At 70.9% G+C, this 21,502-nt stretch carries 19 protein-coding genes; 11 read left to right on the plus strand and 8 right to left on the minus strand.

Annotation, left to right across the window (positions count from 1 at the left end; genetic code table 11):
• Window positions 1-26 precede the first annotated feature (26 nt).
• Window positions 27-3,848, minus strand: coding sequence for a protein kinase (locus IPN03_01755; protein MBK9372480.1), 3,822 nt, complete (start codon window positions 3,846-3,848; stop codon window positions 27-29).
• A 97-nt stretch (window positions 3,849-3,945) separates the two neighbouring features.
• Between IPN03_01755 and IPN03_01760 the strand changes: the two genes are divergently transcribed.
• From IPN03_01760 to IPN03_01770, 3 genes are all read left to right on the plus strand, one after another.
• Window positions 3,946-4,968, plus strand: coding sequence for an NAD-dependent epimerase/dehydratase family protein (locus IPN03_01760; GenBank protein MBK9372481.1), 1,023 nt, complete (start codon window positions 3,946-3,948; stop codon window positions 4,966-4,968).
• 139 nt (window positions 4,969-5,107) lie between these two features.
• Window positions 5,108-5,506, plus strand: a complete 399-nt coding sequence (locus IPN03_01765; protein MBK9372482.1) for a GntR family transcriptional regulator — start codon at window positions 5,108-5,110, stop codon at window positions 5,504-5,506.
• A 3-nt stretch (window positions 5,507-5,509) separates the two neighbouring features.
• On the plus strand, window positions 5,510-6,499 hold the full coding sequence (locus tag IPN03_01770; GenBank protein MBK9372483.1) for a slipin family protein: 990 nt from the start codon (window positions 5,510-5,512) through the stop codon (window positions 6,497-6,499).
• A gap of 27 nt (window positions 6,500-6,526) precedes the next feature.
• On the opposite strand, the gene hflK is transcribed toward IPN03_01770, so the two are convergent.
• Genes hflK through IPN03_01785 form a run of 3 tightly spaced genes read right to left on the minus strand, consistent with a single transcriptional unit; the run spans window position 6,527 to window position 10,615 of the window.
• Window positions 6,527-7,459, minus strand: a complete 933-nt coding sequence (gene hflK, locus IPN03_01775; GenBank protein MBK9372484.1) for an FtsH protease activity modulator HflK — start codon at window positions 7,457-7,459, stop codon at window positions 6,527-6,529.
• Window positions 7,456-8,394, minus strand: a complete 939-nt coding sequence (gene hflC, locus IPN03_01780) for a protease modulator HflC (protein MBK9372485.1) — start codon at window positions 8,392-8,394, stop codon at window positions 7,456-7,458. The genes hflK and hflC overlap by 4 nt, the downstream gene beginning before the upstream one ends.
• 10 nt (window positions 8,395-8,404) lie before the next feature.
• Entirely contained in the window at window positions 8,405-10,615 is a 2,211-nt protein-coding gene (locus IPN03_01785; protein MBK9372486.1) for an SO_0444 family Cu/Zn efflux transporter, read from the minus strand.
• A 189-nt stretch (window positions 10,616-10,804) separates the two neighbouring features.
• Here IPN03_01785 and ytxJ point away from each other — a divergent pair, with 189 nt between their 5' ends.
• Entirely contained in the window at window positions 10,805-11,128 is a 324-nt protein-coding gene (gene ytxJ, locus IPN03_01790; GenBank protein MBK9372487.1) for a bacillithiol system redox-active protein YtxJ, read from the plus strand.
• 54 nt (window positions 11,129-11,182) lie between these two features.
• Here the strand turns inward: ytxJ and IPN03_01795 are convergent, their stop codons facing one another.
• Entirely contained in the window at window positions 11,183-11,590 is a 408-nt protein-coding gene (locus IPN03_01795; GenBank protein MBK9372488.1) for a hypothetical protein, read from the minus strand.
• A 329-nt stretch (window positions 11,591-11,919) separates the two neighbouring features.
• Here IPN03_01795 and IPN03_01800 point away from each other — a divergent pair, with 329 nt between their 5' ends.
• Entirely contained in the window at window positions 11,920-12,123 is a 204-nt protein-coding gene (locus tag IPN03_01800) for a CsbD family protein (GenBank protein ID MBK9372489.1), read from the plus strand.
• 94 nt (window positions 12,124-12,217) lie between these two features.
• Window positions 12,218-12,904 (plus strand): hypothetical protein, encoded by a 687-nt coding sequence (locus tag IPN03_01805; GenBank protein MBK9372490.1) that lies wholly within the window; start codon window positions 12,218-12,220, stop codon window positions 12,902-12,904.
• Window positions 12,905-13,067: 163 nt separating this feature from the next.
• Here the strand turns inward: IPN03_01805 and IPN03_01810 are convergent, their stop codons facing one another.
• Window positions 13,068-13,886, minus strand: a complete 819-nt coding sequence (locus tag IPN03_01810) for a hypothetical protein (protein MBK9372491.1) — start codon at window positions 13,884-13,886, stop codon at window positions 13,068-13,070.
• Window positions 13,887-14,053: 167 nt separating this feature from the next.
• Between IPN03_01810 and IPN03_01815 the strand changes: the two genes are divergently transcribed.
• The 4 genes from IPN03_01815 to IPN03_01830 all read left to right on the plus strand — a co-directional run bounded on the left by IPN03_01815 (window position 14,054) and on the right by IPN03_01830 (window position 17,060).
• Window positions 14,054-14,725 (plus strand): hypothetical protein, encoded by a 672-nt coding sequence (locus IPN03_01815; GenBank protein ID MBK9372492.1) that lies wholly within the window; start codon window positions 14,054-14,056, stop codon window positions 14,723-14,725.
• Complete coding sequence (locus IPN03_01820; protein ID MBK9372493.1) at window positions 14,722-16,104, plus strand: sigma-54-dependent Fis family transcriptional regulator; 1,383 nt, start codon at window positions 14,722-14,724, stop codon at window positions 16,102-16,104. Before IPN03_01815 ends, IPN03_01820 begins: the two co-directional genes overlap by 4 nt.
• 194 nt (window positions 16,105-16,298) lie before the next feature.
• The gene (locus IPN03_01825) at window positions 16,299-16,571 is read left to right on the plus strand and encodes a GlsB/YeaQ/YmgE family stress response membrane protein (protein MBK9372494.1); all 273 of its coding nucleotides are present in this window, start codon (window positions 16,299-16,301) and stop codon (window positions 16,569-16,571) included.
• A 57-nt stretch (window positions 16,572-16,628) separates the two neighbouring features.
• Window positions 16,629-17,060, plus strand: a complete 432-nt coding sequence (locus IPN03_01830) for a ferritin-like domain-containing protein (GenBank protein MBK9372495.1) — start codon at window positions 16,629-16,631, stop codon at window positions 17,058-17,060.
• A 25-nt stretch (window positions 17,061-17,085) separates the two neighbouring features.
• Here the strand turns inward: IPN03_01830 and IPN03_01835 are convergent, their stop codons facing one another.
• A complete protein-coding gene (locus IPN03_01835) occupies window positions 17,086-18,699 on the minus strand; it encodes a response regulator (protein ID MBK9372496.1) in 1,614 nt (537 codons plus the stop codon).
• A gap of 233 nt (window positions 18,700-18,932) precedes the next feature.
• Window positions 18,933-20,528 (minus strand): hypothetical protein, encoded by a 1,596-nt coding sequence (locus tag IPN03_01840; GenBank protein ID MBK9372497.1) that lies wholly within the window; start codon window positions 20,526-20,528, stop codon window positions 18,933-18,935.
• Between the two features lie 132 nt (window positions 20,529-20,660).
• On the opposite strand from IPN03_01840, the gene IPN03_01845 reads away from it, so the two are divergent.
• Window positions 20,661-21,485 carry an alpha/beta hydrolase gene (locus IPN03_01845; protein MBK9372498.1) on the plus strand — a complete coding sequence of 275 codons (825 nt, stop codon included), beginning with the start codon at window positions 20,661-20,663 and terminating at the stop codon, window positions 21,483-21,485.
• Window positions 21,486-21,502 lie beyond the last annotated feature (17 nt).

The following is a 21,502-nucleotide window of genomic DNA, read 5'->3' on the forward strand; positions in this document are numbered from 1 at the left end:
TCAGTCTCGCACGCCGGTGCGCCCGGTCAGTCGCCCGCCGCGGACCCTGCGTCGCTCCAGCCCGCCTCGGCCGGCGGCACGCCGGAGAGGGCTGCGGCCAGCCGGCTCCCCCACGCCTCCACGTCCTGTGGCCGCTCGCCCGGCGCCTTTGCGAGCGCGGAGAGGACGAGCGCATCGACCTCGGGCGGGAGCCCGGCACGGAGCAGGGAGGGCGGCGTCGGCTCCTCCGTGAGGATCTCGTGGAAGATCCCGCCGACCCCTTCCGACTTCACGAGCCGGAGTCCGGTCAGCGCCTCCCAGACCACCGCCGCCAGGGCGTAGAGGTCGGTCGCCGCGGAGAGCTCCTCGTCCATCACCTGTTCGGGCGCCATGAAGGCGGGCGTGCCGACGACCATCCCGGTCCGCGTCAGCGCCCGGCCCGCCTCCGGGGCCCGCGCGAGACCGAAGTCCACGACCTTCACCCTGAGCCGGTCCCCGTCCCACGTCAGGACGAGATTCTCGGGCTTCACGTCGCGGTGGACGACTCCCGCCCGGTGGGCCGCCGCGAGCGCCGCCCCCGCCTGGCAGGCGACCTCGGCCACCTGGGCCGGACGGCCCCGCCCGTCCTTCGCCAGGACGCTCCCCAGGTCGCGTCCCCGCAGGCGCTCCATGACGAGGAAGAGCGAGCCGTCGTCCAGCTCGCCGGCATCGAAGAGCGCCGTGACGCCGGGATGCGACAGCCGCGCGAGCGTGTTCGCCTCGCGGACGAACCGGAGGCGGATTCCCGGGTCGGCGTGCAGGTCCAGGCGGACGATCTTGATCGCCACCTCGCGCGGGAGGCGGAGGTCTTCCGCGAGGAAGACGGTTCCCATTCCCCCTTCTCCGAGGACGCAGAGAAGGCGATAGCGATCCCGGATGACGGCGGGCAGGAGCCGCGAAGCGTCGAGGGGCGTTCCGTCATCGGGACACCGCACGACCTCCGAGTAGACCCGCCGGCAGCGCGGGCAGACGGCCGCGGGAACGACACCGCGGCTCTTCATCGCCGCCCGCGCCGTTTCGCGCGCCGACTCGGCCTCGGCGAGCCGCCGCCGTACGGTCCGGATCTCCAGGGCGCCGCCCAGCTGGTGGGCGAAACCGCCGAGGAGCCGCCGCCGGGACTCGTCCCACGTCGCCCCCGCGGGGACCGCGACGGCGCCCAGCAGCTCGCCGCTCGCGCCGCGCGCCGGGAACAGGGCGCCCTCGCCGGGCGACAGGAAGGCCCCCGGCGCGGCGGCCTCCGCGTCGGATCGCGTCGGCGCCGGAACGTCCTCGCCCGCCAGCCGCGTGGTGGTTCCCCTCTCGTCGAACGCGAAGACGCCGACCGAGGCAACTCCGAGCGCTCGCGCCAGCTCCGCGGCGACCGTCGAGGCCCACGAGGCCGGGTCGAGCTGCGCCTCCGGCCGGCTCTCGAGCAGCTGGGTGATTCGGGCCTGCGCCTCCTCCAGCCGCGCGTTCGTCTCGGTCAGCTCCCGCGTACGCTCCTCCACGCGCGACTCGAGCGCGGCGGCTCGCCGGCTGAGGCCCCTCGTTCGCAGGCGTACGACCGTCGCGACCGCCGCCAGGAGGAGGAGGAGCATCGCTCCCCTCGCCCACACCGTCCCCCACCACGGCGGCTCGACCGTGAAGTGGAAGCGGGCCGGCCGCGGACTTCGGAGGCCGGACGAGGCGAGGGCCTGCGCCTCGAGCGTGTATCGGCCGGGGGCGAGCCCCGCGTAGCGCGCGCGCGGTTCGGGGTGGGGAGGCGAGAACGCGCTCTCGAGCGGAAGGAGGCGTTCCGAGAAGAGCGTCCTTTCCTCCGAGAAGTAGGACGGAGACCTGAGCGCGAACGTGATCGAAGCCGCGCCGGCGTCCACCGCGCGCCCGGGATGGACGGCCCGTCCGGAGGCGTCGACCACGCCTGCGATGGCGATGGCCGGGGGCGGCGCAATCCGTGGCGGCCGTCCCGCGTCGAGCAGCGAGAGGCCGCCGTCCATGCCGACGGCGAGACGGTCGCCCGGCAGTGGTGCCAGGCACGACTCGGCCGTCGTGCTCGCCCCGACGAGGCCCGTCCCCATGTCGAGCCGCTCCACGACGACGCCGTCCTTCACGCGGAAGAGGGAGTACGACGTCGCGACCCAGAGGTCTCCACCCGCTTCCGCGAGCGCCGCGATCCACGGATCGTCCAGGGCCCGATTGACGGCGTCGACGGGCCTCACCCGCCCTGCCTCGAGCCGGAAGAGACCCCGGTCCGTGCCGATGAGAAGGCCGCCGCGCGTCGGCAGGACCACGCGGCTGTACCCGCTCGGAAGGCCCGCCTCCGATCCGATCCGCGTGAAGCGCGCGCCGTCCCAGCGGATGACGCCCCGTCCATCGGTCCCGATCCAGGCGGTCCCGTCGTCCTCGACGGCGATCGCGCGCGCCTCGCCGAAAGGCTCGCCCGCGATCTCCGTCGTCGGTATCGGATCGCGGGGCTTCTTCGTCCGCGCGTCCCACGAGAATCGGACGACGCCGTCCACCGTCGTGGCCCACACGGTGTCGCCCGCACCACGCGCCAGGTCGAAGACCCGGCCCGGGCCGGCCAGGGGAAGGTCCGGGAACCGCCGGACCCCCGCCGGCGACACGTGGATGAGACCTCGCGGCGTCCCGGCGAGGAAGGACTCGCCCTCCATCGGGAGAATCGTCCATACCGCGGCTTCCGAGCCGCCGAGCGCGATCCGGCGGACCGTGTCGCCGCTGACGACGGAGACTCCTTCCGTGTGACCGACCCAGAGGCGTCCCCCCGGCGCCGGCGCCACCGTGAAGACCATTCCTCCGAGGTCGGGAAGCCGGGATGGGATGGACCTCAGGTCGAGATCGAAGATCTTCACGAGCCCGGCTTCCGTGGCGAGCCAGAGAATTCCGCTGCGGTCGACGATCGCCCCGGAGACGCTGGCGCTGGGAAGTCCCTGCTGCGTCCCGATCCACTCGGGGATCCGCCCCTCCCGAACGAGCAGGAGTCCCCGCGTCTCGGTCGGGATCGCCCAGCCGTCGACGAGCCTCACGAGGGCGTTCGGCTCCGCCTCCGGCGGAACCTCGGCGACGACCTGAAACGGACCCGTACCACCGGCGAGGCGGGCGAGCCCGCGCCCGAAGAGGACGTAGAGGTCGTCTCGATCGAGGGCGAAGGCCACGGGACGGCCCATCCCTGGCGGGATCGGCAGCACGGCGGGGCTCGTCGCGGACCTCGAGAGGAGGGCGAGCCCTCCCTCGGACCCGGCCCAGCAGGTGTCGTCGGTGGCGGGACCGAGCGCCAGGACGTTCGGGCCGAAACCCGGTGGGAAGGGCATCTCGTCGGCCCGGCCCTCCGCCACGCGGACGACCCGTTTCCCGTCGCCGAGCCAGAGCGCACCCGGCGACGCGGCCAGGAGCGTCGGCCGGAGGGACGCGATGCCCCGGATCGCCGGTGGGAGCGGGACCACCCGCGGCTCGCCGAGCGCTCCGGCAGCGGGTGCGATGCGCGCGAGCCCCTCCTGCGTGGCGGCCCACACGGTTCCGTCGGCGGCCGTGGCGAGGGCGCTCACGGAGTCGTGCGAGAGGCCGTCCCGCGAGGTCAGGCTCTCGAACTTCCGGCCGTCGTACCGCGAGACGCCGTACGAGGTGCCCACCCAGATCATCCCGTCGCGGTCCTGGGCGACGCAGAACACCTGCGAGTACTTCAGCCCGTCCGCCACGCCGTAGATCCGGAGCGCAGGGCGTGCCGCCCCTGCGCCCGCCGCGCAGACGAGGGCGACCAGGAGCGCGAGGGCGCCGATTGGAGCGCCCCGCATCCGCGAGGGACGGGCCGATCCCTTCACCCGGACCTTCCGCGCCATGCTAACCGGGTTCCGGAGAGAGACAGACCCTCCCGCACCGTGCTAGCGTCACCGGCTGCCCGCGGGCCGCCCGGCCCGCCGCCTGAAGGAGGCCTTCGTGCTGCGCACACCTGTCGTCTTCCTCACCGGAGCCAGCGGAGAGATCGGCCACACGCTCATCGAGCGGCTCTCCGAGGACGGGAGCCGGCCCGTCATCACGCTCGACCTCAAGCCCCTCGACCCCTCGATCGCGCCCCGCGTGACGAGGCAGTTCACGGGCTCGATCCTCGACCACCAGCTCCTCGAGCGGATCCTCTCCGAGTTCGAGGTCGACCAGATCTTCCACCTCGCGGCGCTCCTCTCCACGCGGAGCGAGTTCACGCCGGTCACGGCGCACCAGGTGAACGTCGAGGGGACGATGGCGATGCTCGAGTTCGCCCAGAGGCAGGGCGAATCGCACGGCCGTCCCGTCGTCTTCATGTATCCCTCCTCCATCGCGGCCTACGGCATGCCGGGCCTCGAGGTGAAGGCGGGAGCCGGGAAGGTGAAGGAGGACGACTTCACGAACCCGACGACGATGTACGGCTGCAACAAGCTCTATTGCGAGCAGCTCGGCCGCTACTACGCCCGCCACTACAAGCAGCTCGCCCCCGAGACGCTCTCGGGCAAGGTCGACTTCCGGTCGATCCGCTTCCCCGGACTCATCTCGGCCTTCACCGTCCCTTCGGGCGGCACGTCCGACTTCGCCCCCGAGATGATCCACGCCGCCGCGTCCGGCAAGCCCTACGCCTGCTTCGTGAGGCCCGACGCCCGCATCCCCTTCATGGCGATGCCCGACGCCGTCGACGCATTCCTCCAGCTCGCCGCGGCGCCGCACGCGAAGCTGACGCGGACCGTCTACAACATCGGCGCCTTCGCCCCCTCGGCCGCGGAGGTCCAGGCGATCGTGGAAAAGGCCTTCCCGAACGCCGAGATCACGACGAAGGTCGACGCGAAGAGGCAGGGGATCATCGACTCGTGGCCCGCGGACGTCGACGACTCCGCGGCCCGCGAGGACTGGGGGCTCTCGCCCCGCTTCGACCTCGACCGCGCCTTCCAGGAATACCTGATCCCGAACATCCGAAAGCTCTACCAGCCCTGACCGGGAACCGTGGGGGTCTGGTCTACGTTCTACACTCTGCGCGCGCAGAGTGTAGAACGTAGACCAGACCCCATTCCCTTGACACCCCGCTTCGGGCGCCCCACATTCCTGTTGTCCTAGTTCACTAGGACACACGATCATGAAGAGCGCGCCCGTCCCCTTCCGGCTCGACACCGCGTCCGGCGTCCCGTTCTACCGGCAGGTGATCGACCAGGTCCTCCTGGCCGTCGCCGACGGACGGCTCACCCCCGGGACTCAGCTCCCGACCGTCCGCCAGCTCGCGGTGGACCTCGCCGTCAACCTGAACACGGTGGCGAAGGCGTACCGGGAGATGGAGATCCGCGGGATCGTCGAGACGCAGCAGGGAACGGGGACGTTCGTCGCCGAGAGGGCCAGCCCCGGCGGCGCGGCGGAGCGGAAGCGGGCCCTCGGGAGGCTCGTCGACGAGCTTCTCGCCAAGGCCGGCTCCCAGGGATTCGACGTGGACGAGGTGGCCGACGCCGTCGCGGCTCGCACGGCCGGCCCGAGGAGGAGGTAGGAAATGTTCCCAGGCATCGCGGTGTCCATCGCGAAGAAGAAGGCTGCGGAGCAGGAAGACGAGGCCCGGAGCCCCCTCGACTCGAGGGCGGAGAGGAAGCAGAGGGTCCGGGACCGGGCGGCGAATTCCCGCCGCGTCGTCTCGGAGATCGGCCTCCTCGCGTTCTTCCTGGTGCTCGCCGCCAGCGGCCTCACCGCCGCGTTCAGCGGCTCTCCCGTGCCCGTCGCGACCGGCTTCCCTCTCGCCTTCTATCTCCTGTTCGCGTTGAAAGTCGCCAAGCAGTGGGAGCGGGCGGTCGTCCTGCGCTTCGGGAAGTTCCAGGGGCTGAAAGGGCCGGGCCTCTTCGTCCTCATTCCGGTCGTCGACGTCATCTCGCACCTCGTCGACCAGCGCGTCCGCGTCTCCGACGTCACCGCCGAGTCGGCCCTCACGCGCGACACCGTTCCCGTGAACGTCGACGCCATCGTCTTCTGGACGGTCTGGGACGCGCAGAAGTCGATCCTCGAGGTCTCCGACTACGTCGACGCCGTCCTCTTCGGGGCCCAGACCGCCCTGCGCGAGTCGATCGGCAAGCACATGCTCGCCGAGATGATCACCGAGCGCGACCAGCTCGGGAAGGAGCTGCAGAAGATCCTCGACGACAAGACGAACCCGTGGGGGATCACGGTCAATTCCGTCGAGATCCGCGACGTGAAGATCCCGCCCGAGCTCGAGGACGCGATGAGCCGCCAGGCCCAGGCCGAGCGGGAACGGCAGGCCCGGATCATCCTCGGTACGGCCGAGACCGAGATCTCCGAGCGCTTCGTGAAGGCCGGCGACGCGTACGAGGGCAAGCCCCTCGCGCTCCACCTGCGCGCCATGAACATGCTCTACGAGGCGCTCAAGGAGAAGGGCTCCATGGTCATCGTCCCGTCGAGCGCCGTCGAGACGATGGGGCTCGGCGGACTCGCGGGGCTGACGGCCCTCGGCAAGGACTCGCTCACGAAGAGCTGACGGGCTCCCCTCCCGCCCGCCCCGGCGTCAGCTCGGCGGGACGGACACGCCCCCGGCCGCTTCCGGTCTCACGAGGCGCAGGCGCGTCCCCTCGTCGACGACGTAGACCTTCATCCGCGGAAGGACCTCCTCGAGCGTCTCGAGGTAGAGCCGTGCCCTGAGCGGCCCCGGCGCGAGGCTCGCCTCCCGCCGGAGCGACTCGAAGCGGGCGGCGTCGCCGTGCGCTTCCTCCACCCGCCGCTGCCGCTGGCTCACCGCGGACGAGACGAGCGCGCCCGCCTCGCCCCGCGCCCGCGGGAGCGTGTCGTTGGCGTAGCTCTCGGCCTCGTTCACGTAGCGCTCCCGGTCGCTCTTGGCGTTCTGGACGTCCTGGAACGCCGCGAGGACGGCCGGGGGCGGATCGACCGACCGGATGGCGACGGAGACGATGCCGACGCCGCTCTGCCAGTCGTCGAGAAGCCCCTGCGTCCCGCGGCGGACCTCCTCGAGGAGAGTCAGCCGCCCGGCCGTCAGCGCCTCGTCGACCGGGAGCCTCCCCATCGCGTCCGTCACGACCGACTCCGTCGCCCGCCGCACCAGCTCGCGGGTGTCGCGGCCGTTCACGACCCACTCGACCGGTTTCGCGACGCGGTACTGGACGGCGAGCTGCACGGCGAGGATGTTCGTGTCGCCCGTGAGCCACTGTCCCTCGTCGGCGGAGAGCGTGGCCTCGAGGCCCCCTTCGGCGGTCCGGAAGCCGATCGGGACGGTCTCCGTCTTCGTCACCTCGACCTTCACGACGCGGTCGATCCCGCGGGGCACCCAGTGGATTCCCGGAGTGAGCGGGATGGGGCGCGGGACCCCGAGCCGGAGGACGACCCCCTGCTGCGACGTGCGCACCGCGACGATCCCCGAAAGGAGCCAGACGGCCGCGAGAAGCCCCGCCGCCGAAAGGGCCGCTTTCCGCCCGGCAGGGCTCAATTCGGTCCCTTCCTCGAAGGCGTCGCGGGCGCGGCGCCGTCCGTCAGGAGGCGGAGGACGTCCGAGTCCCCGGGCAGGACGAGCGTCGTCTTCTCGTCGAGGATCTTCTCGTAGGCCTGGAGGGTCCTGAGGAACTTGTAGAGGTCGGGGTCCTGGTTCGTCGCCTTCGCGTAGATCCGCGCGGCCTCGGCCTCCCCCGCTCCCTTCTCTTCCTGGGCCTTGCGGTACGCCTCGGAGAGGAGGCGCGTCTTCTCCTTGTCGGCTTCGGCGCGGATCTTCAGCGCCGCCTCCTCGCCTTCCGACCGGAAGCGCCGCGCGATCCGCTCCCGCTCCGAGCGCATCCGGCCGAAGACCGAGAGGAGGTTCTGCTCGGGGAAGGCGATCCTCTTGAGCCTCACGTCGACGACCTTCACGCCGTAGTCGGCCGCGGCCCGGGCGCGGACCCGGTCGCCGATCCCGGCCACCACCCCCGCCAGGTCCGCCTCCCCCGCCGTCGCGGAGACGAGACGCGTGAACGGGACGGAGCCGAGCGCGGCGCCCGTCTCCGAAGCGACGAGGTCGGCGAGCCGCGCCTCCGCACTCTCGCGGGTCACGAGCGTCTGGAGGAAACGCAGGGGCTTCTCGATCCGCCAGAGGACGAACGGAGTGACGACGATGTTCTTCTTGTCGTTCGTGAGGAACTCACCCGAGGGCGGGTCGAAGTAGAGGAGACGGGCGTCGAGGCGCACCACGGCGTCGACGAGCGGCACGCGGGCGTGGAGCCCCGGCGTCGTGACGACGGAGACGGGGCGTCCGAACCGCGTTCTCACGGCGAACTCCGTCGCCTCGACGACGTACGGCACGCGGGCGAGCAGCAGGAGGACGGCGATGCCCACGGCCCACGGTGCGAGCCGGCGGAGGAGCGGGGATCTCGGTGTCTCGGGCACTTCTTCCATGTCGTTCTCGTCAGCGCTCCGCAGCGGGGATGTCCGGAGGCGGCGTCGGTATCGGGTTGACGAAGCCGGAGAGCCCGGGAATCGGGGCCGATCCGGCCGCCGGGTCCGTGGTCCCGGAGCTGCCGTTGGGGGTGATCCAGAGCTCGAAGCCCGGGGCCCGCCGCGCGTCGGGGCGGATCAGCTTGGGGACGCCGGGGAGGACCCTCTCGAGCGCCTCCAGCTTCAGCCGCATCCGGCTCGTCTTCGGCGCGGCCGCCACCTCGCGCGCCAGCGGGACGAACGCGGCCGCATCGCCGTGGGCGGTCTCGACCAGGCGCGTCCTCTCCGAGTCCGCCTCCGCAAGCGTCCGGGCGACCTCGCCGCGGGCTCGTCCGAGAGCCCCCTCGGCCTCCACGAGCGCCTTGTTCTGCGCGGTCTTCCGGTCCTCCGCGGCCGAGGCGATGTCGCGGAATGCGCCGTGAACGTCGTCGGGGGCGTGGACGAAGAGAAGCCGCAGGTCGACGGGCGCGAGCCCCGTCTCTTTCAGCGCCGGCGACTGCCGCAGCGCCTCCAGGACCTTCCGTTCGACCGCGCCCCGCTCGGACGTGTAGATCGCGTCGATCGGCGTCCGCCCGACCTCCTCGACGAGGAAGGCTCTCGCGAGGTCCCGGAACGCCGGCTCGGCGCGGTCGACGCCGAACCGGTAGAGCGCCGGGTCGGCGACGCGGTAGTGGACGACGGCCGCGACCTCGATGACGTTCTCGTCGCCCGTCAGCAGCTGCGCCTCGTCCGGAACGCGGGACGATTGCGTCGGGACGAAGACCCGGGCCGTCAGGGGCGCGGACGCGGGCGCGGCGACGCGGTACCGGAAGCCGACCTCCACGGAGCGCAGAAGGCCGGTCGGGACCGACTCCGCGTCTCCGAACGGGAACGGAGGAACGACGTGAAGGCCGGGGCCGAGGTCGGCGGCCGTCACCCGTCCGAGAGTCCTCACGAGCCCAGTTTCTCCGGGGCCGACGACGAGGACCGCGCTCCTGGCCCAGATGAGGAGCAGGAGCGCCGCGCCAGCCAGGACGAGAGCCCTGCGAGGGAGCCGACGCGTGAAGGGGACCCGGGCGAGCTCGCCCAGCGCCCTCCCGTGCTCCTTCAGCTCGTTCCAGCCGGGGCGCAGGCCGCGGCGGTGCAGGCTGAAGGCCATGAGGGCGAGGAAGCCGAACGCCCCGAGGAACCTCACGACGGCCCAGAATCCACGCGCTTCGACCTCAGGCGCGAGCGGAGCGGGAACGAGGCCGGCCCCGATCACCGCGTTCAGGAGCAGTCCCGCCCCGATCGCGACTCCGAAGATCGCGGCGAGGTAGAGGGCCACGAACTTCCGGCCGAACATCCGGGCGACGACCGCGATCGTCGAGGCGTTCGTGGCCGGGCCCGTGAGCATGAACACGAGCGCGGAGCCCGGGTCCAGGCCCTTGCCGATCATCGCGGCGGCGATCGGCGTCGAGGCGCTCGCGCAGACGTAGGTCGGCACCCCGACGATCGCCATGACGACCATCGAGAGGAGGGGCCAGGGAAGGAAGCGGAGGAAGAAGTCCGCAGGCAGGAGCGCCGCGAGAAGCCCCGTGGCGAGGAACGCGAGGAGGAGCCAGAAGGCCAGCTCGTCCATCATGGTCACGAAGGCGTAACGGGCGATCCCCGCCACGCGCTCCCTGAGCCCTCGCTTCTGGACCTCCGCTTCGACGGGCGGTGCGCAGCTTCCGTCCGCGCAGGCCGTGGAGCCCTCCCCGGGGACGACGGCGGCCCCGTCGCCCTCCCGGGCCTCCGTTCCCCCGTCGCGCCCGCCGGCGACGAGGGAGAGGAGCCCCGCCCCCACCGCCGTGGCGATGGCGGCGAGCGGCCGCACGAGGGCCATGACCGGCCCGAGGAGGCCGTAGGTGATCAGGACCGAGTCGACACCGGTCTCGGGCGTCGAGATCAGGAAGGAAACGGTCGCCTCGCGGCTCGCACCTTTCTTTCGAAGCGCCACGGCCGTCGGGAGGACGCCGCACGAGCAGAGAGGAAGCGGGGCGCCGACGAGCGCCGCCGTCAGGATCGACTTCAGGTCTCTTCCGCCGAGGATCCGCCCGATGCGCGCCGTGTCGACGAACTCGTGGAGGATTCCCGCGAGGAAGAATCCGAGGAGGATGAAGACGCCGCTGTCGAGGACGATCCGGTACGTCTCCTCGAAGACGCCCACGAGCAGGTTCATGACGCTCCGGGGGGCAGGGCGGGCGATTTCGTCACGGCTCGGAGTATCGCCCCTCCGCTCAGCCGTGCGAAGGGACCGGCGATCCGGCCCCGCGCCGCTCCCCGGGAGCCGGGGCGAGCCACGGGTTGACGGCTGTGCCGCACCGCACTAGAACGGCGGGCGCGGTGGCCCCACCGCACGGAGGACGCGATGAAACCGGTGAGAGACGCAGAGGAGCTCGCGCGAGCCTTCGAGGAACCCTGGGCCCTCGTCTTCAAGCACTCCACGCGCTGCCCCGTCAGCACCGCCGCGCACCGCGAGGTCGCCGAATTTCGGCGGAGGCACCCGGAGGCCCCCGTCTACGTCGTCCACGTCGTGGAGCAGAGAAGCCTCTCGAAGGCCGTGGCCGAGCGGACGGGAGTCCGGCACGAGTCGCCCCAGGCGATCGTCCTGGCCTCCGGCGCCGTCGCCTGGTCCGACTCGCACGAGGGCGTCACGGCCGATGCCCTCGAGGCCGGCCGGCTGAAGGGATAGAAAGCAGAAGAGCCTGCGTCGGCAGGCCCTCGTCGCTCGCCGGCTCCCGGGCGTCTAGGACGTGAGTCGCGAGAGGATCGCGGAGAGCTCGGCGACATGCTTGCGCTGGCGCGGGATCAGCTCCAGCGTCACCAGGTCGCGGGCGTTCCCTTCGAGGCCCCTGGTGGCCTCCTCGTACATCTGAAGGCTCAGCTCCTCGCCCGCCAGGAGCTCCCGGACCGTGGCGGTGTCCCTGAGGAGGGCGAAGGCTCCCGACGTGGCCGCCACGCTCGCGGGTTCGCCGCCGAGCTCGAGAACGGCCCCCTGGAGGGCCGCGACCGTTCTCTGGTGCTCCGAAGCGAAGCGGAGGATCTCCGAGGCGTCCACCGTGGCCCGGCCCTCGGCCGACCTGAGGGCGCGCTGATAGGCATGCACCGCGGCGAGCTCACCCCGCAGGAGGGAGTTGAGCTCGTCGTTCCCCACTACCTCTCTCCAGCGTGTTGCGGAACGGATCGCTTGTTCATGGGTTTGCCCTCGGTCCGGCCTAAGCACGAGTCGCGCCAGGAAGAACGGGCGTCGAGGCCCGCAGTCTGGACCCGACCGTCGCGCCGGGGGCCGGTCTCCGCCACCAGGCACCCTTGAAAAGAGTGGAAACCGGATCGCAAGGTTTTCAACCGCCCGGGCGCGACATCGGCCGCGGCACGACGGACTGACGAGTCGGACCCGGTCGCGGCGACTTCCCCTGCCGACGGGACATCGGCTGCGTCCGTGGCACGTCCCATGCGTTTTCTTCACGCAAAGGAGACGCAGCCATGAGAGAGCAGGAGATCAAGGGGAAAGTGAAGAAGGCGAAGGGAAAGGTGAAGGAAGCCGTCGGCATCCTCTCCGGGAACAAGAAGATGGAACGCGAAGGCTCGGCCCAGCGCGCCGCGGGCGCCGTGCAGGAGGGGCTCGGCAAGGCCCGCACGGAGGTCGGCAAGGCCCTGAAGAAGATCGGCGATGCCATCAGCGGATAGCCCGCTTCCCGGATGACCGAGGTTCCCGAGAGCCGGGTCCGGTCACGGGCCTGGTTCTTGCGGCGCATCACCCTTGAAAACTGGAGGAATCCCGATGAAGAAGCTCGTTCTCGTCCTCGCTCTCGTGGCTGCGACGTCGGTCGCGGGGCGGAGCTCGGCCGAACCGCAGAACCCCGCCACCACGCCGATGGGCGCCACCGCGAACTCCGCGCTGGTGGACGACATCACCCGGCTCTGGAAAGCCAACCTCTCCGAGGAGTTCATCAACAAGTACTTCGCCCGCACCGATCTCGCGCGCGACCTGACGCCCGACGACGTCGTCCGTCTCCGCGAGGCCGGCGTTCCCGAGAGCCTCATCGCTTCGCTCACCCTTCGTGAAGCGGTGAAGAGCCCGTCGTCCCTCTCCCCCGGCCCGAACGACTCCCGCCGCTGGGACGGCCTCGCCCTCCGGAACTCCGGGGTCGTGCTCCTGAAGAGCCGATGGGACTCGGGAATGCTCGAGTTCCGGGAAGCGTCGCTCCGGTGGGTCGACTCGAAGCGGACCGAGAAGAACCTCCTCATCCCGATCGAACAGGTCACCGAGCAGCAGCTCACGTGCCTCAAGAAGGCGGGAGGAAACGAGTGCTTCGAGTGGGTCGTGAAGACGCGCAGCGAGGAATACCGCATCCGCGACGCCTCGTGGAAGCAGGGCGACAACACCAAGGTCCAGGAGCTCTACGACTTCTTTCGCAGCGCCTACCCGAACCTGATCTCCTCCCGCACGCCCGTCGACGAGAAGTGAACCGGTGGGTCGCCTCGAGCCGGTGACGGCTCCTGCGGGGTCCCCGGACAGGATGAGACCGGCCGCCCTCGGGGCGGCCGGTCTCTCTCGCAGGAACGTCCGGGACGAGAAGGCCAGGGCCGGCGGGACGCCAGGCCCTGGCCCGCTGGTCTGGCCCCCGGCCTCAGAAGGGCGTCGCGAGCTGGAACGTGCCGTCGTTCGACGCGTTGTTCACCTCGACGCCGTAGCAGACGGCGTTCTGGGACGCCTGGATCTCGACTCCGCCGTTGAAGAGCGGGCTGCCGTAGGCGAACTGTGCCCAGCCCCAGGCCCGGAGCGTGAAGCTGAAGGCCGAGCCGACGACGTCGCCGAAGCGGTCGAACGCCCGGAACGTGATCGTCTGGTCGAAGGGAGAGTTGCTCGCGCAACCGATGTTGGTCCTCGAGGACCCGTCCACCGAGACGCCCACCACGTACCCCGGACGGGACGGAGTGACGGCGCCGAGGTCGTCCGCGAACTGGACGGACGTCGTGTATCGGCCCGAGGATGTGTCGACGTAGACCTGGGAGCTGACGACGAAGACGTAGTTGGCGTTGCTGCTGTCGAGGTCGATCGCACCGGCCCCGGAGTAGCCGAAGATGTCCTGGAGGAAGTTGTTGAACGTGACGGTCTCGTACGGAGCGATCGTCAGGTACCGCGCCTCGATCTCGCCGGTCCCGTCGCTGAGGCCGATGCGAATCTGGTACGTCGCGTCGACCGCGTTGTAGATGCTCACCTTCGTCTTGTAGACGGCCCCGTAGGCGCCGTTGGCGTTCGCCGACGTCGGCAGGAGAAGGTGCGAAACCGCACCGACGGCGAGGGCGCGCGGCCCGGTGGCCGAGCGGACCCCGGATCGCGACTCGGCGCCGAGGGCGCGCCGCTCGAAGCGGGCATCCTGCGAGAGCGCCGGGAGGGTGACGAGCGTCACGACTCCGGCAAGGGCGAGGCGGAAGGCTGCATTCATCGTTCTGTTCCCCTTTCGTTGCAAAGCGCGTCTGCGCTGCCTGCGACGTCGCAAGGCGCTTGCCACGGCGGACGCCGACGCGGAGGTTCGACGGGCCCCGTCCCTCGGCCGGAGGCCGGCGCGTTGACGTTCGCCACCACCGGGTCGATCCTGTACAGGAGAACGCCATGATCGAAGCCCTTCCCCCAGAGCCTTCCTCCGGAGTCGCTGGTGCTCTGGGAACTCTCCGGCACGCCCTGGCCGACCCGCTCTCGGCCGCGGGCCTGAAGCTCGAGCTTCTCGAGCGCCGCCTCGCGGCGGCCTCACCCGGCGAGCCGGCCCTCGCCGAGAGGGTCCGCGGCGCGAGCTCGGACCTCGGCCTCGCCGGCCGGCTCATCGACCTCCTGCCACGCCTCGCGGCCATCGCGGGAGAGGAGCCGTCCGCGATCGCGCTCGACGAGCTCTGCCGGCTGGCGGGAGTCCCCCTGGGAGAGGACGGGAAGCCCCGCCCGCACCTGCTCCTGCGGCGCGTGGCGGCCAGCGACGCCCTCCGGACCCTGTCGGGGTGCTTCGGCGCTCCCGAGCCCGCGGGCGCGTCGCCCCGCGCGCGCGTGGAGGTGGAGATCGCCGCCGGCCGCGTGTCCCTCCGGATCGAGGGACCCGGGGCCCTCGGCGGGAACCCCGAGCGGCTCTTTCACCTGCCTCGCGGCGAGGAGCGTGCCGAAGAGCTCTTCCTGGCCCGCGCCGCCGTCGAATCCGACGGTGGCACTGTCGCGCTCGCAGACAGGGGCGGTCTCCTCGCCGCGTGTCTCTCCTGGCCCCACCGGGCGGCAACGGCGGACGAGGGCCCGGCATCGTGAAGGTCCTCGTCGTCGAAGACGAGCCCGGGGCGCGCGAAGCGCTCGTCGAGCTCGTGAAGGACCTCGGCTACGAGGTGACCGCCGCGCCGTCCGTGGCGGACGCCGCGGCCGCGCTGAGCAGCTTTGCTCCGGACGTCTGCATCACCGACCTGGGCCTGCCCGACGGCGACGGTCTCGACGTGGTCAGGGCGGCGAAGGCGGCGGAGCGCGACTGCGCCGTCCTCGTCCTGACCGGGAAGGGCTCCGTGCGCTCCGCGGTCGAGGCGATGAAGGCCGGTGCCCACGATTACCTCCTGAAGCCCCTCCGCACCGCGCACCTCAAGACGACGCTGGCCCAGCTTTCCGAGCAGCACGAGGCGGCACGCGGCGTGCTTTCGGCGGTGCCTCCCGATCCCGCCGCAGCCGGGGGCCTCGCCGGAATGGTGGGCCGCTCCGCCCCCATGGTGGAGGTGTTCCGCCTCCTCACCCGCGTGGCCCGCTCGAACGCGCCCGTGCTGATCACGGGGGAAAGCGGCACGGGAAAGGAAGTCGCCGCCGAGACGGTGCATCTCCTGTCCCGCCGCGCGGCCCAGCCCTTCGTCGCCCTCAACTGCGGGGCGATCTCGCCCATGCTCGTCGAGAGCGAGCTGTTCGGGCACGAGCGAGGAGCGTTCACCGGCGCCGAACGGCGCCGGGCGGGAACGTTCGAGATGGCCCACGGCGGGACGCTCTTCCTCGACGAGGTCTCGGAGATGCCCCTCGAGGTGCAGGTGAAGTTCCTGCGCGTCCTGGAGACCCGCACCTTCCGGCGGGTCGGCGGAACCGAGGAGCTGGACATGAACGTCCGGCTCGTGACGAGCTCCAACCGGGACCTCGCCGACGCGGTGCGCCGCGACGCGTTTCGCTCCGACCTCTTCTACCGCCTGAACGTCTTTCCCCTCCGCCTTCCGCCGCTGCGCGACCGGAAGGAGGACGTGCCCCTCCTCGCGGCCCACTTCCTCTCCCAGATCGAGGAGAAGGAGCAGCACGGCTTCTCGTCCTTCGAGCCCCGCGCGCTCGAGGCGTTCTCCGGCTACGGATGGCCCGGCAACGTGCGCGAGCTGAAGAACGCCGTCCACAGGGCTTACGTCCTCAGTGACCCGCCCGCGATCCAGGCGGAGGCAGCGGAAGCCGTCCTGACCGACTCGGGCGCCGCCGAGCTCCACTCCATCGCGGGAGGCGACGGCGCCTGGCCCGCGGTGCCGATCCGCGTCGGCGAGACCCTTCAGGCGGTCGAGAAGAAGCTCCTCACCGCCACGCTCCTCGCCGTGAGCGGAGACAAACGCATCGCGGCCGAGCTTCTCGGCGTCAGCCTGAAGACGATCTACAACAAGCTCAAGGAGTACCAGCTCGAGCCCTAGGCCGTCCGGGCCTGCCGTTGAAAAGCGTGCACGCCCGGGCGCAGGGTTTTCAACGCCCCCAGGCTCCGGGAACGGAGCCGCCGGCGTATCCCCGTGTACGACCGGGAGTCGCCCTCCTCGTGCCGTCGCCAGGGCCCGGGCCCCGGGTGGCACGGTGCATGCGATCGCTTCCTCGAAAGGAAGTCAGATCGATGATCTCCATACCGGGTCTTCTCCTCCTCCTTCTCATCGCCGCGGTCTGCGGGGCCATCGGCAGCGCCATCGGTGGCGGGAGCCGGGGCGGGCTCCTCGTCTCCATCGTCCTCGGGTTCATCGGCGCGCTGCTCGGCTCCTGGATCGCGCGAGAGATGAAGCTCCCCGAGCCGTTCGTCCTCCGGGCCGCAGGCCAGGCCTTTCCGATCCTCTGGTCGATCGTCGGGTCCGCCCTGTTCGTCGCCCTCGTCCACCTCTTCAGCCGCCGGCGGTGAACCGGCACGACGATCCGGCGCCGGCGCGCGCCGTGCGGGATCGCCCAGGGAGATGACATGAACGGGCAGCTCCCGAAGCCGACCGACCACCTGAATGCCCTCCTCCGCGTGGAGCTGGCTGCGGTCCTCGCCTACCAGCACGCGCTTCGTTCGGTGGGCGGTCGGCTCGGGGACGACTCCGGCAGGCTTCGCGACCTGGCCGACGGCCACCGGCGAAACGTCGCGGCGCTGCAGGTCTGCATTCGCAGGCTCGGGGGCGTACCGGACCTCGCGTCGGGCGCGGCCTGGAGCTCCTTCACCCTTCTCCAGGACGAGCTCTCCGTCCAGCAGCTGCTCGACGCCGAGGAGTGCGGCCTCGCCGACTACAACGCCGCGCTGCCCGCCCTCGAGGGCGACGTCCGCGAGCTGGTCTTGAAGGAGCTCATCCCGCGACAGCGGCTCCACGTCGCGACCCTCTCGCGACTCCTGCTCGACGTCTGCGCGGCCTGACGGGCAGCGCGCTCCCGTCCCGCGGTCAGGCCTCCGGCCGCAGCCCGTCCGCGAGCGCGAGCAGCCGCTCGAGCGTCGTCGCGCCGACCGGCTTGGCCAGGTGGTGGTCGAACCCGGCGTCGCGCGATTGGACGAGGTCCTCCGGCTGGACCCAGCCGGAGAGAGCCACGAGGAACAGGCCCGCGAGGGACGGATCGGCCCGAAGGCGCCGCGCCACCTCGAGTCCGCTGAAGCCTGGAAGCCCGATGTCGAGGATCGCGACGTCGGGTCGAAGCCGACGGGCGCTCTCGACCGCCGAGGGACCGTCGTGCGCGACGTGGGCCTCGTGCCCGTCCAGCTCCAGGATCTCGGCGAGAGTCCTCGCGGCGTCGACGTTGTCGTCCACCACCAGGATACGTCGCGGCGTGACGGTTGCCAGGGGCGCCGGCGGCGGATCCTCGTGATGCGTCGCGGCGCTTCCCTCCAGGGGGATGCGCAGCGTGAACGTGCTTCCCTTGCCCGGACCGTCGCTGGCCGCGGTGAGCGAGCCCCCGTGGAGCTCCGCGAGCTGCTTCGCGAGCGCCAGGCCGATTCCGAGCCCGCCGTGCTCGACGGCGGTGACCTGCGCGCCCTGGCCGAAGAGCGTGAAGACGTGCCCCAGCGCGTTCGCCTCGATGCCGATGCCGGAGTCGATCACGCGCACGGCAACGGTCTCTCCCTCGCGGGCCGCCTCCACGCGGACTCTGCCACCGGGCTCGGTGTACCAGGCCGCGTTCGACAGGAGGTTGGTGAGGATCTGCGTGAGTCGTATGGGGTCGCCCTGCAGGTATACCGGCACCTGGGGCAGCGCCACGTCGAGCGCGTGCCGCCGGCTGGTCAGGACCGGGCGCGTGGACTCCAGCGCGCTCTTCACGACGTCGCTGATGGCGACGCGCTCCGGCCTCATGCCGACCTTCCCGTGCGAGATCCTCGATATGTCGAGGAGGTCGTCGATGAGACGGACCATGTGCGAGACCTGTCGCTCGATCACGTGCCGGGCCTCGGCGGCGCGCGCCTGGTCCTCGTCCCCGTTTCCCACGCGGGACAGGATCTCCGTCGCGTGCCCGATCGGCGCGAGGGGATTGCGCAGCTCGTGGGCGAGCGTCGCCAGGAATTCGTTCTTCCTGCGGTCGACCTCCCGGAGCTTCTGCTCGGCCTTCCGCCGTTCTGCCACCTCGGCGGCGAGCGCGGCGTTCATCGTCTCGAGGCTCGTCGTGCGCTCGTCGACGCTCTCCTGGAGCTCCTCGCGGGCGTGCCGCAGCACGACCTCCTGGCGACGGGCCTCGACGGCGTAACGGATCGAACGCTCGAGGAGGTCGGGGTCCATCGGGCCGACGGCGAGGAAACCCGCGGCTCCGTTCTCCATCCCCCGCAGGTCCAGGGCCCTGTCGTCGGAGGTTCCCACGAGGAGGACGGGCGCCACGCCCCCGGCTTCGTTGTAGCCACGCATCAGGTCGATGCCGGACCGCTTTCCCAGATCCTCGCCCACGAGGTGGACGTCGTACCGGGTCGAGGTCATCCGGCTGAAACCGGCGTCGAACGAGTTCGCCCAGTCCACCTCTATCGGAACCGGCATCCGAGCGACCAGGTCGCGCAGCCGCATGACGATTCCTTCGTCCATTGCGACGAGAAGGGCCCGGAGAGGCCTGGGCTCTCCTGCAAGCGAATGGTGCGCCGTCACGCTGGAAGTCTCAGCCCTGCGCAGAGAGGAGTCAAAGAGCGCTGTCGCTCCCGCGCGCGTCTCTGGTCGGCCTGCTCCTGGCCTGCCCCGTCGTCTGCCTCAATACTGCCGCCGATCATGTGAGGACTGAGTCTGCCCTCTGCCTGCCGGGAAGACGCGCCGGGAGGCCTCGTTCAGAACAGCGACTCGGTCGTGATCAGGTAGACGGGCCCGCCTCCACGATCGGGAAAGGCCACCTCGAAGCGGACGACGCGCACGCCCGACGTACGGGTGAGCTCCACCAGGAGGCCCGCCCCGACGTCGCTCCGCCACCCTTCCGTGGAGGGCCCGACGCGCTCTCCCCAGGTCTTGCCGCAATCGGCGAAGACCGCGAACCCCAGCGCCGCCAGGGACAGCACCTCGCCGGTGAGGCGCCGGCGCCACTCGACGTTCGCCACGACGCGCGAGGTGCCGTCGAACGTGTTCGGGTCGTACCCGCGCAGCCCGGTGTCGGCCCCGAGCGTGAGCTGCCTCTCGCCGTCGAGGGCGTAGCCGAGGTCGGCAGCGACCCGGCCTCTCAGGCCCGCCGTACCGGTGACGGCGCCCCCCACCTCGAGGTGGCTGATCGCATTGGCCAGGCTGCGGCTCTCGACCCGTCCCGAGAGACCGACGCGCTGCCAGGTGTAGACCCGCCCCGAGAGCTGGCTCGCGTCGAACGCGGCCTCGTAGCGAAGGCGTGCCTCGTCGCCACCGAAGAGAGGCAGCGAGATCCCCGTCACGACCTTCCAGTTGGGCCCGAGCGCGAGGTCTTCCTGCCTGAACCAGGCGCGGAAGCCGCTCACGACCTTCCATCGGAAGGTCGTGCGTTCCCAGCCCAGCTCGGGACCGACCAGGTCGCGGTCCTCTGGCTGCGGGTAGGCCGGGCCGTACAGGCTCCGCCAGTCCCGGAAGGAAGCGCTCTCGCTGAAGGCTCCCACCAGAAGACGGTTGACGCGCACGCCGCCACCCGGCAGGCGAAGACCTCCGTAGACCTCCCAGGACGTCGTGTTCGCATCACCCTCGACCCGCCGATCGCCGTCCGACCAGAGGTATTCCCTGGATTCTTCCCGTCTCCACTCGACGCCACCGGCGCGCGGAGTGGACTGGGAGAAGAACGGGTACTCGAACCGGAAGTGATCCGCCGACCCGTCGGTGGACGCCCGGTGGTCCAGCTCCAGCTGCCAGCGCGTGCCGAGGAACGTGATGTCCTTGTAGCGGAACGTCGTGGAGGTCCGTTCGGGGTCGTCCGTGACTTCGAAGAAGAGGCTCTTCCCGAATCCGATCACGTTGTCGTCCGAGACCCCGAAGGTGGCGGACTGGCGGTCCCCCTCCACGCCGAAGCTGAGGTTCACGGCCAGCGTCCACTGGTCGTGCGTATCGACGATCACTTCTGCCCCGCCGGCAACCGGCCGCGCCGAGATCCTCACCGGGTTCAGGAACCCGGTGCCTCGCAGGATGATCTCGGTCTCCTCCAGCCGGGCCGGATCGAGGACGTCGCCGACCTTGAAGAGCAGCAGGCGGCGGATGAAATCCTCGCGGGTGAGGATGTGCAGGGCGTTGGCCCAGCGATACGGCCACGACGAGGTGGACGGGTCGTCCAGGTCGAAGACGTCGTGCCTGTCGATCTGCACCGCCACGATGGTGGTGCCGGGAGCCACGTCCTCCACCATCGCGCCCCGGGCGCCGGGCCCGAAGAGAACGAAGACGAGGCACAGGGCAGCGCGCCGCAGAAGGCCCCTGCAGGCGGTCACGAACCCGGGACTGATCCAGACCGGCCCGTCCTGGGCCGTGGTACGGGACGTGCTAGGCGACAGGCCATGACCTCCGGTCGAAATATACCAACCGGTCGCGTCCCCCCTTCCGATGAATCAAGGAGACATGCCATGGGTTCACTGTCGACGAGAGACGGCACGCAGATCCATTACAAGGACTGGGGCACGGGCGCGCCCCTGGTGTTCAGCCACGGCTGGCCCCTCAGCTCGGACAGCTGGGAAGCCCAGATGCTCTTCCTGGCCTCCAACGGCTACCGCTGCATCGCCCACGACCGCAGGGGTCACGGCCGTTCGAGCCAGCCGTGGAACGGCAACGACATGGACACCTACGCCGACGACCTGTCGGAGCTCATCGAGACGCTCGACCTCGAAGGCGCCACCCTGATCGGCTTCTCCGCCGGCGGCGGCGAGGTGGCCCGCTACATCGGCCGCCACGGCACGAAACGCGTCGCCAGGGCCGCCCTGGTCGCCGCCGTCCCGCCGCTGATGCTGAAGACCGACGCCAATCCCGGGGGCCTCTCGCGCGAGGCGTTCGACAAGATCCGCCTCGGCTGCCTCGCCGACCGCTCGCAGTTCTACAGGGACCTCGCGAGCGGCCCGTTCTTCGGGGCCAACAGGCCGGGCGCGAAGGTCTCGCGGGGGATGATCGACGCGTTCTGGCTCCAGGGGATGCAGGCCGGCCACCGGAACACCTTCGAGTGCATCGAAGCTTTCTCCGAGACCGATTTCACCCGGGATCTGGAAAAGTTCGACGTGCCGACGCTGGTCATTCATGGCGACGACGACCAGATCGTGCCGATCGGCGCTTCCGCCCTCCTTTCGTCGAAGCTCGTCCCGAAGGCGACCCTGAAGGTCTACCCGGGTGCGCCGCACGGCCTCGCCTACACCCACAGGGACCAGCTGAACGCCGATCTGCTCGCGTTCCTGAGGTCGTGAACGAGCGACGATCCGGA

This window comes from Holophagales bacterium, from assembly GCA_016719485.1.
Lineage (GTDB): Bacteria > Acidobacteriota > Thermoanaerobaculia > UBA5066 > UBA5066 > UBA5066.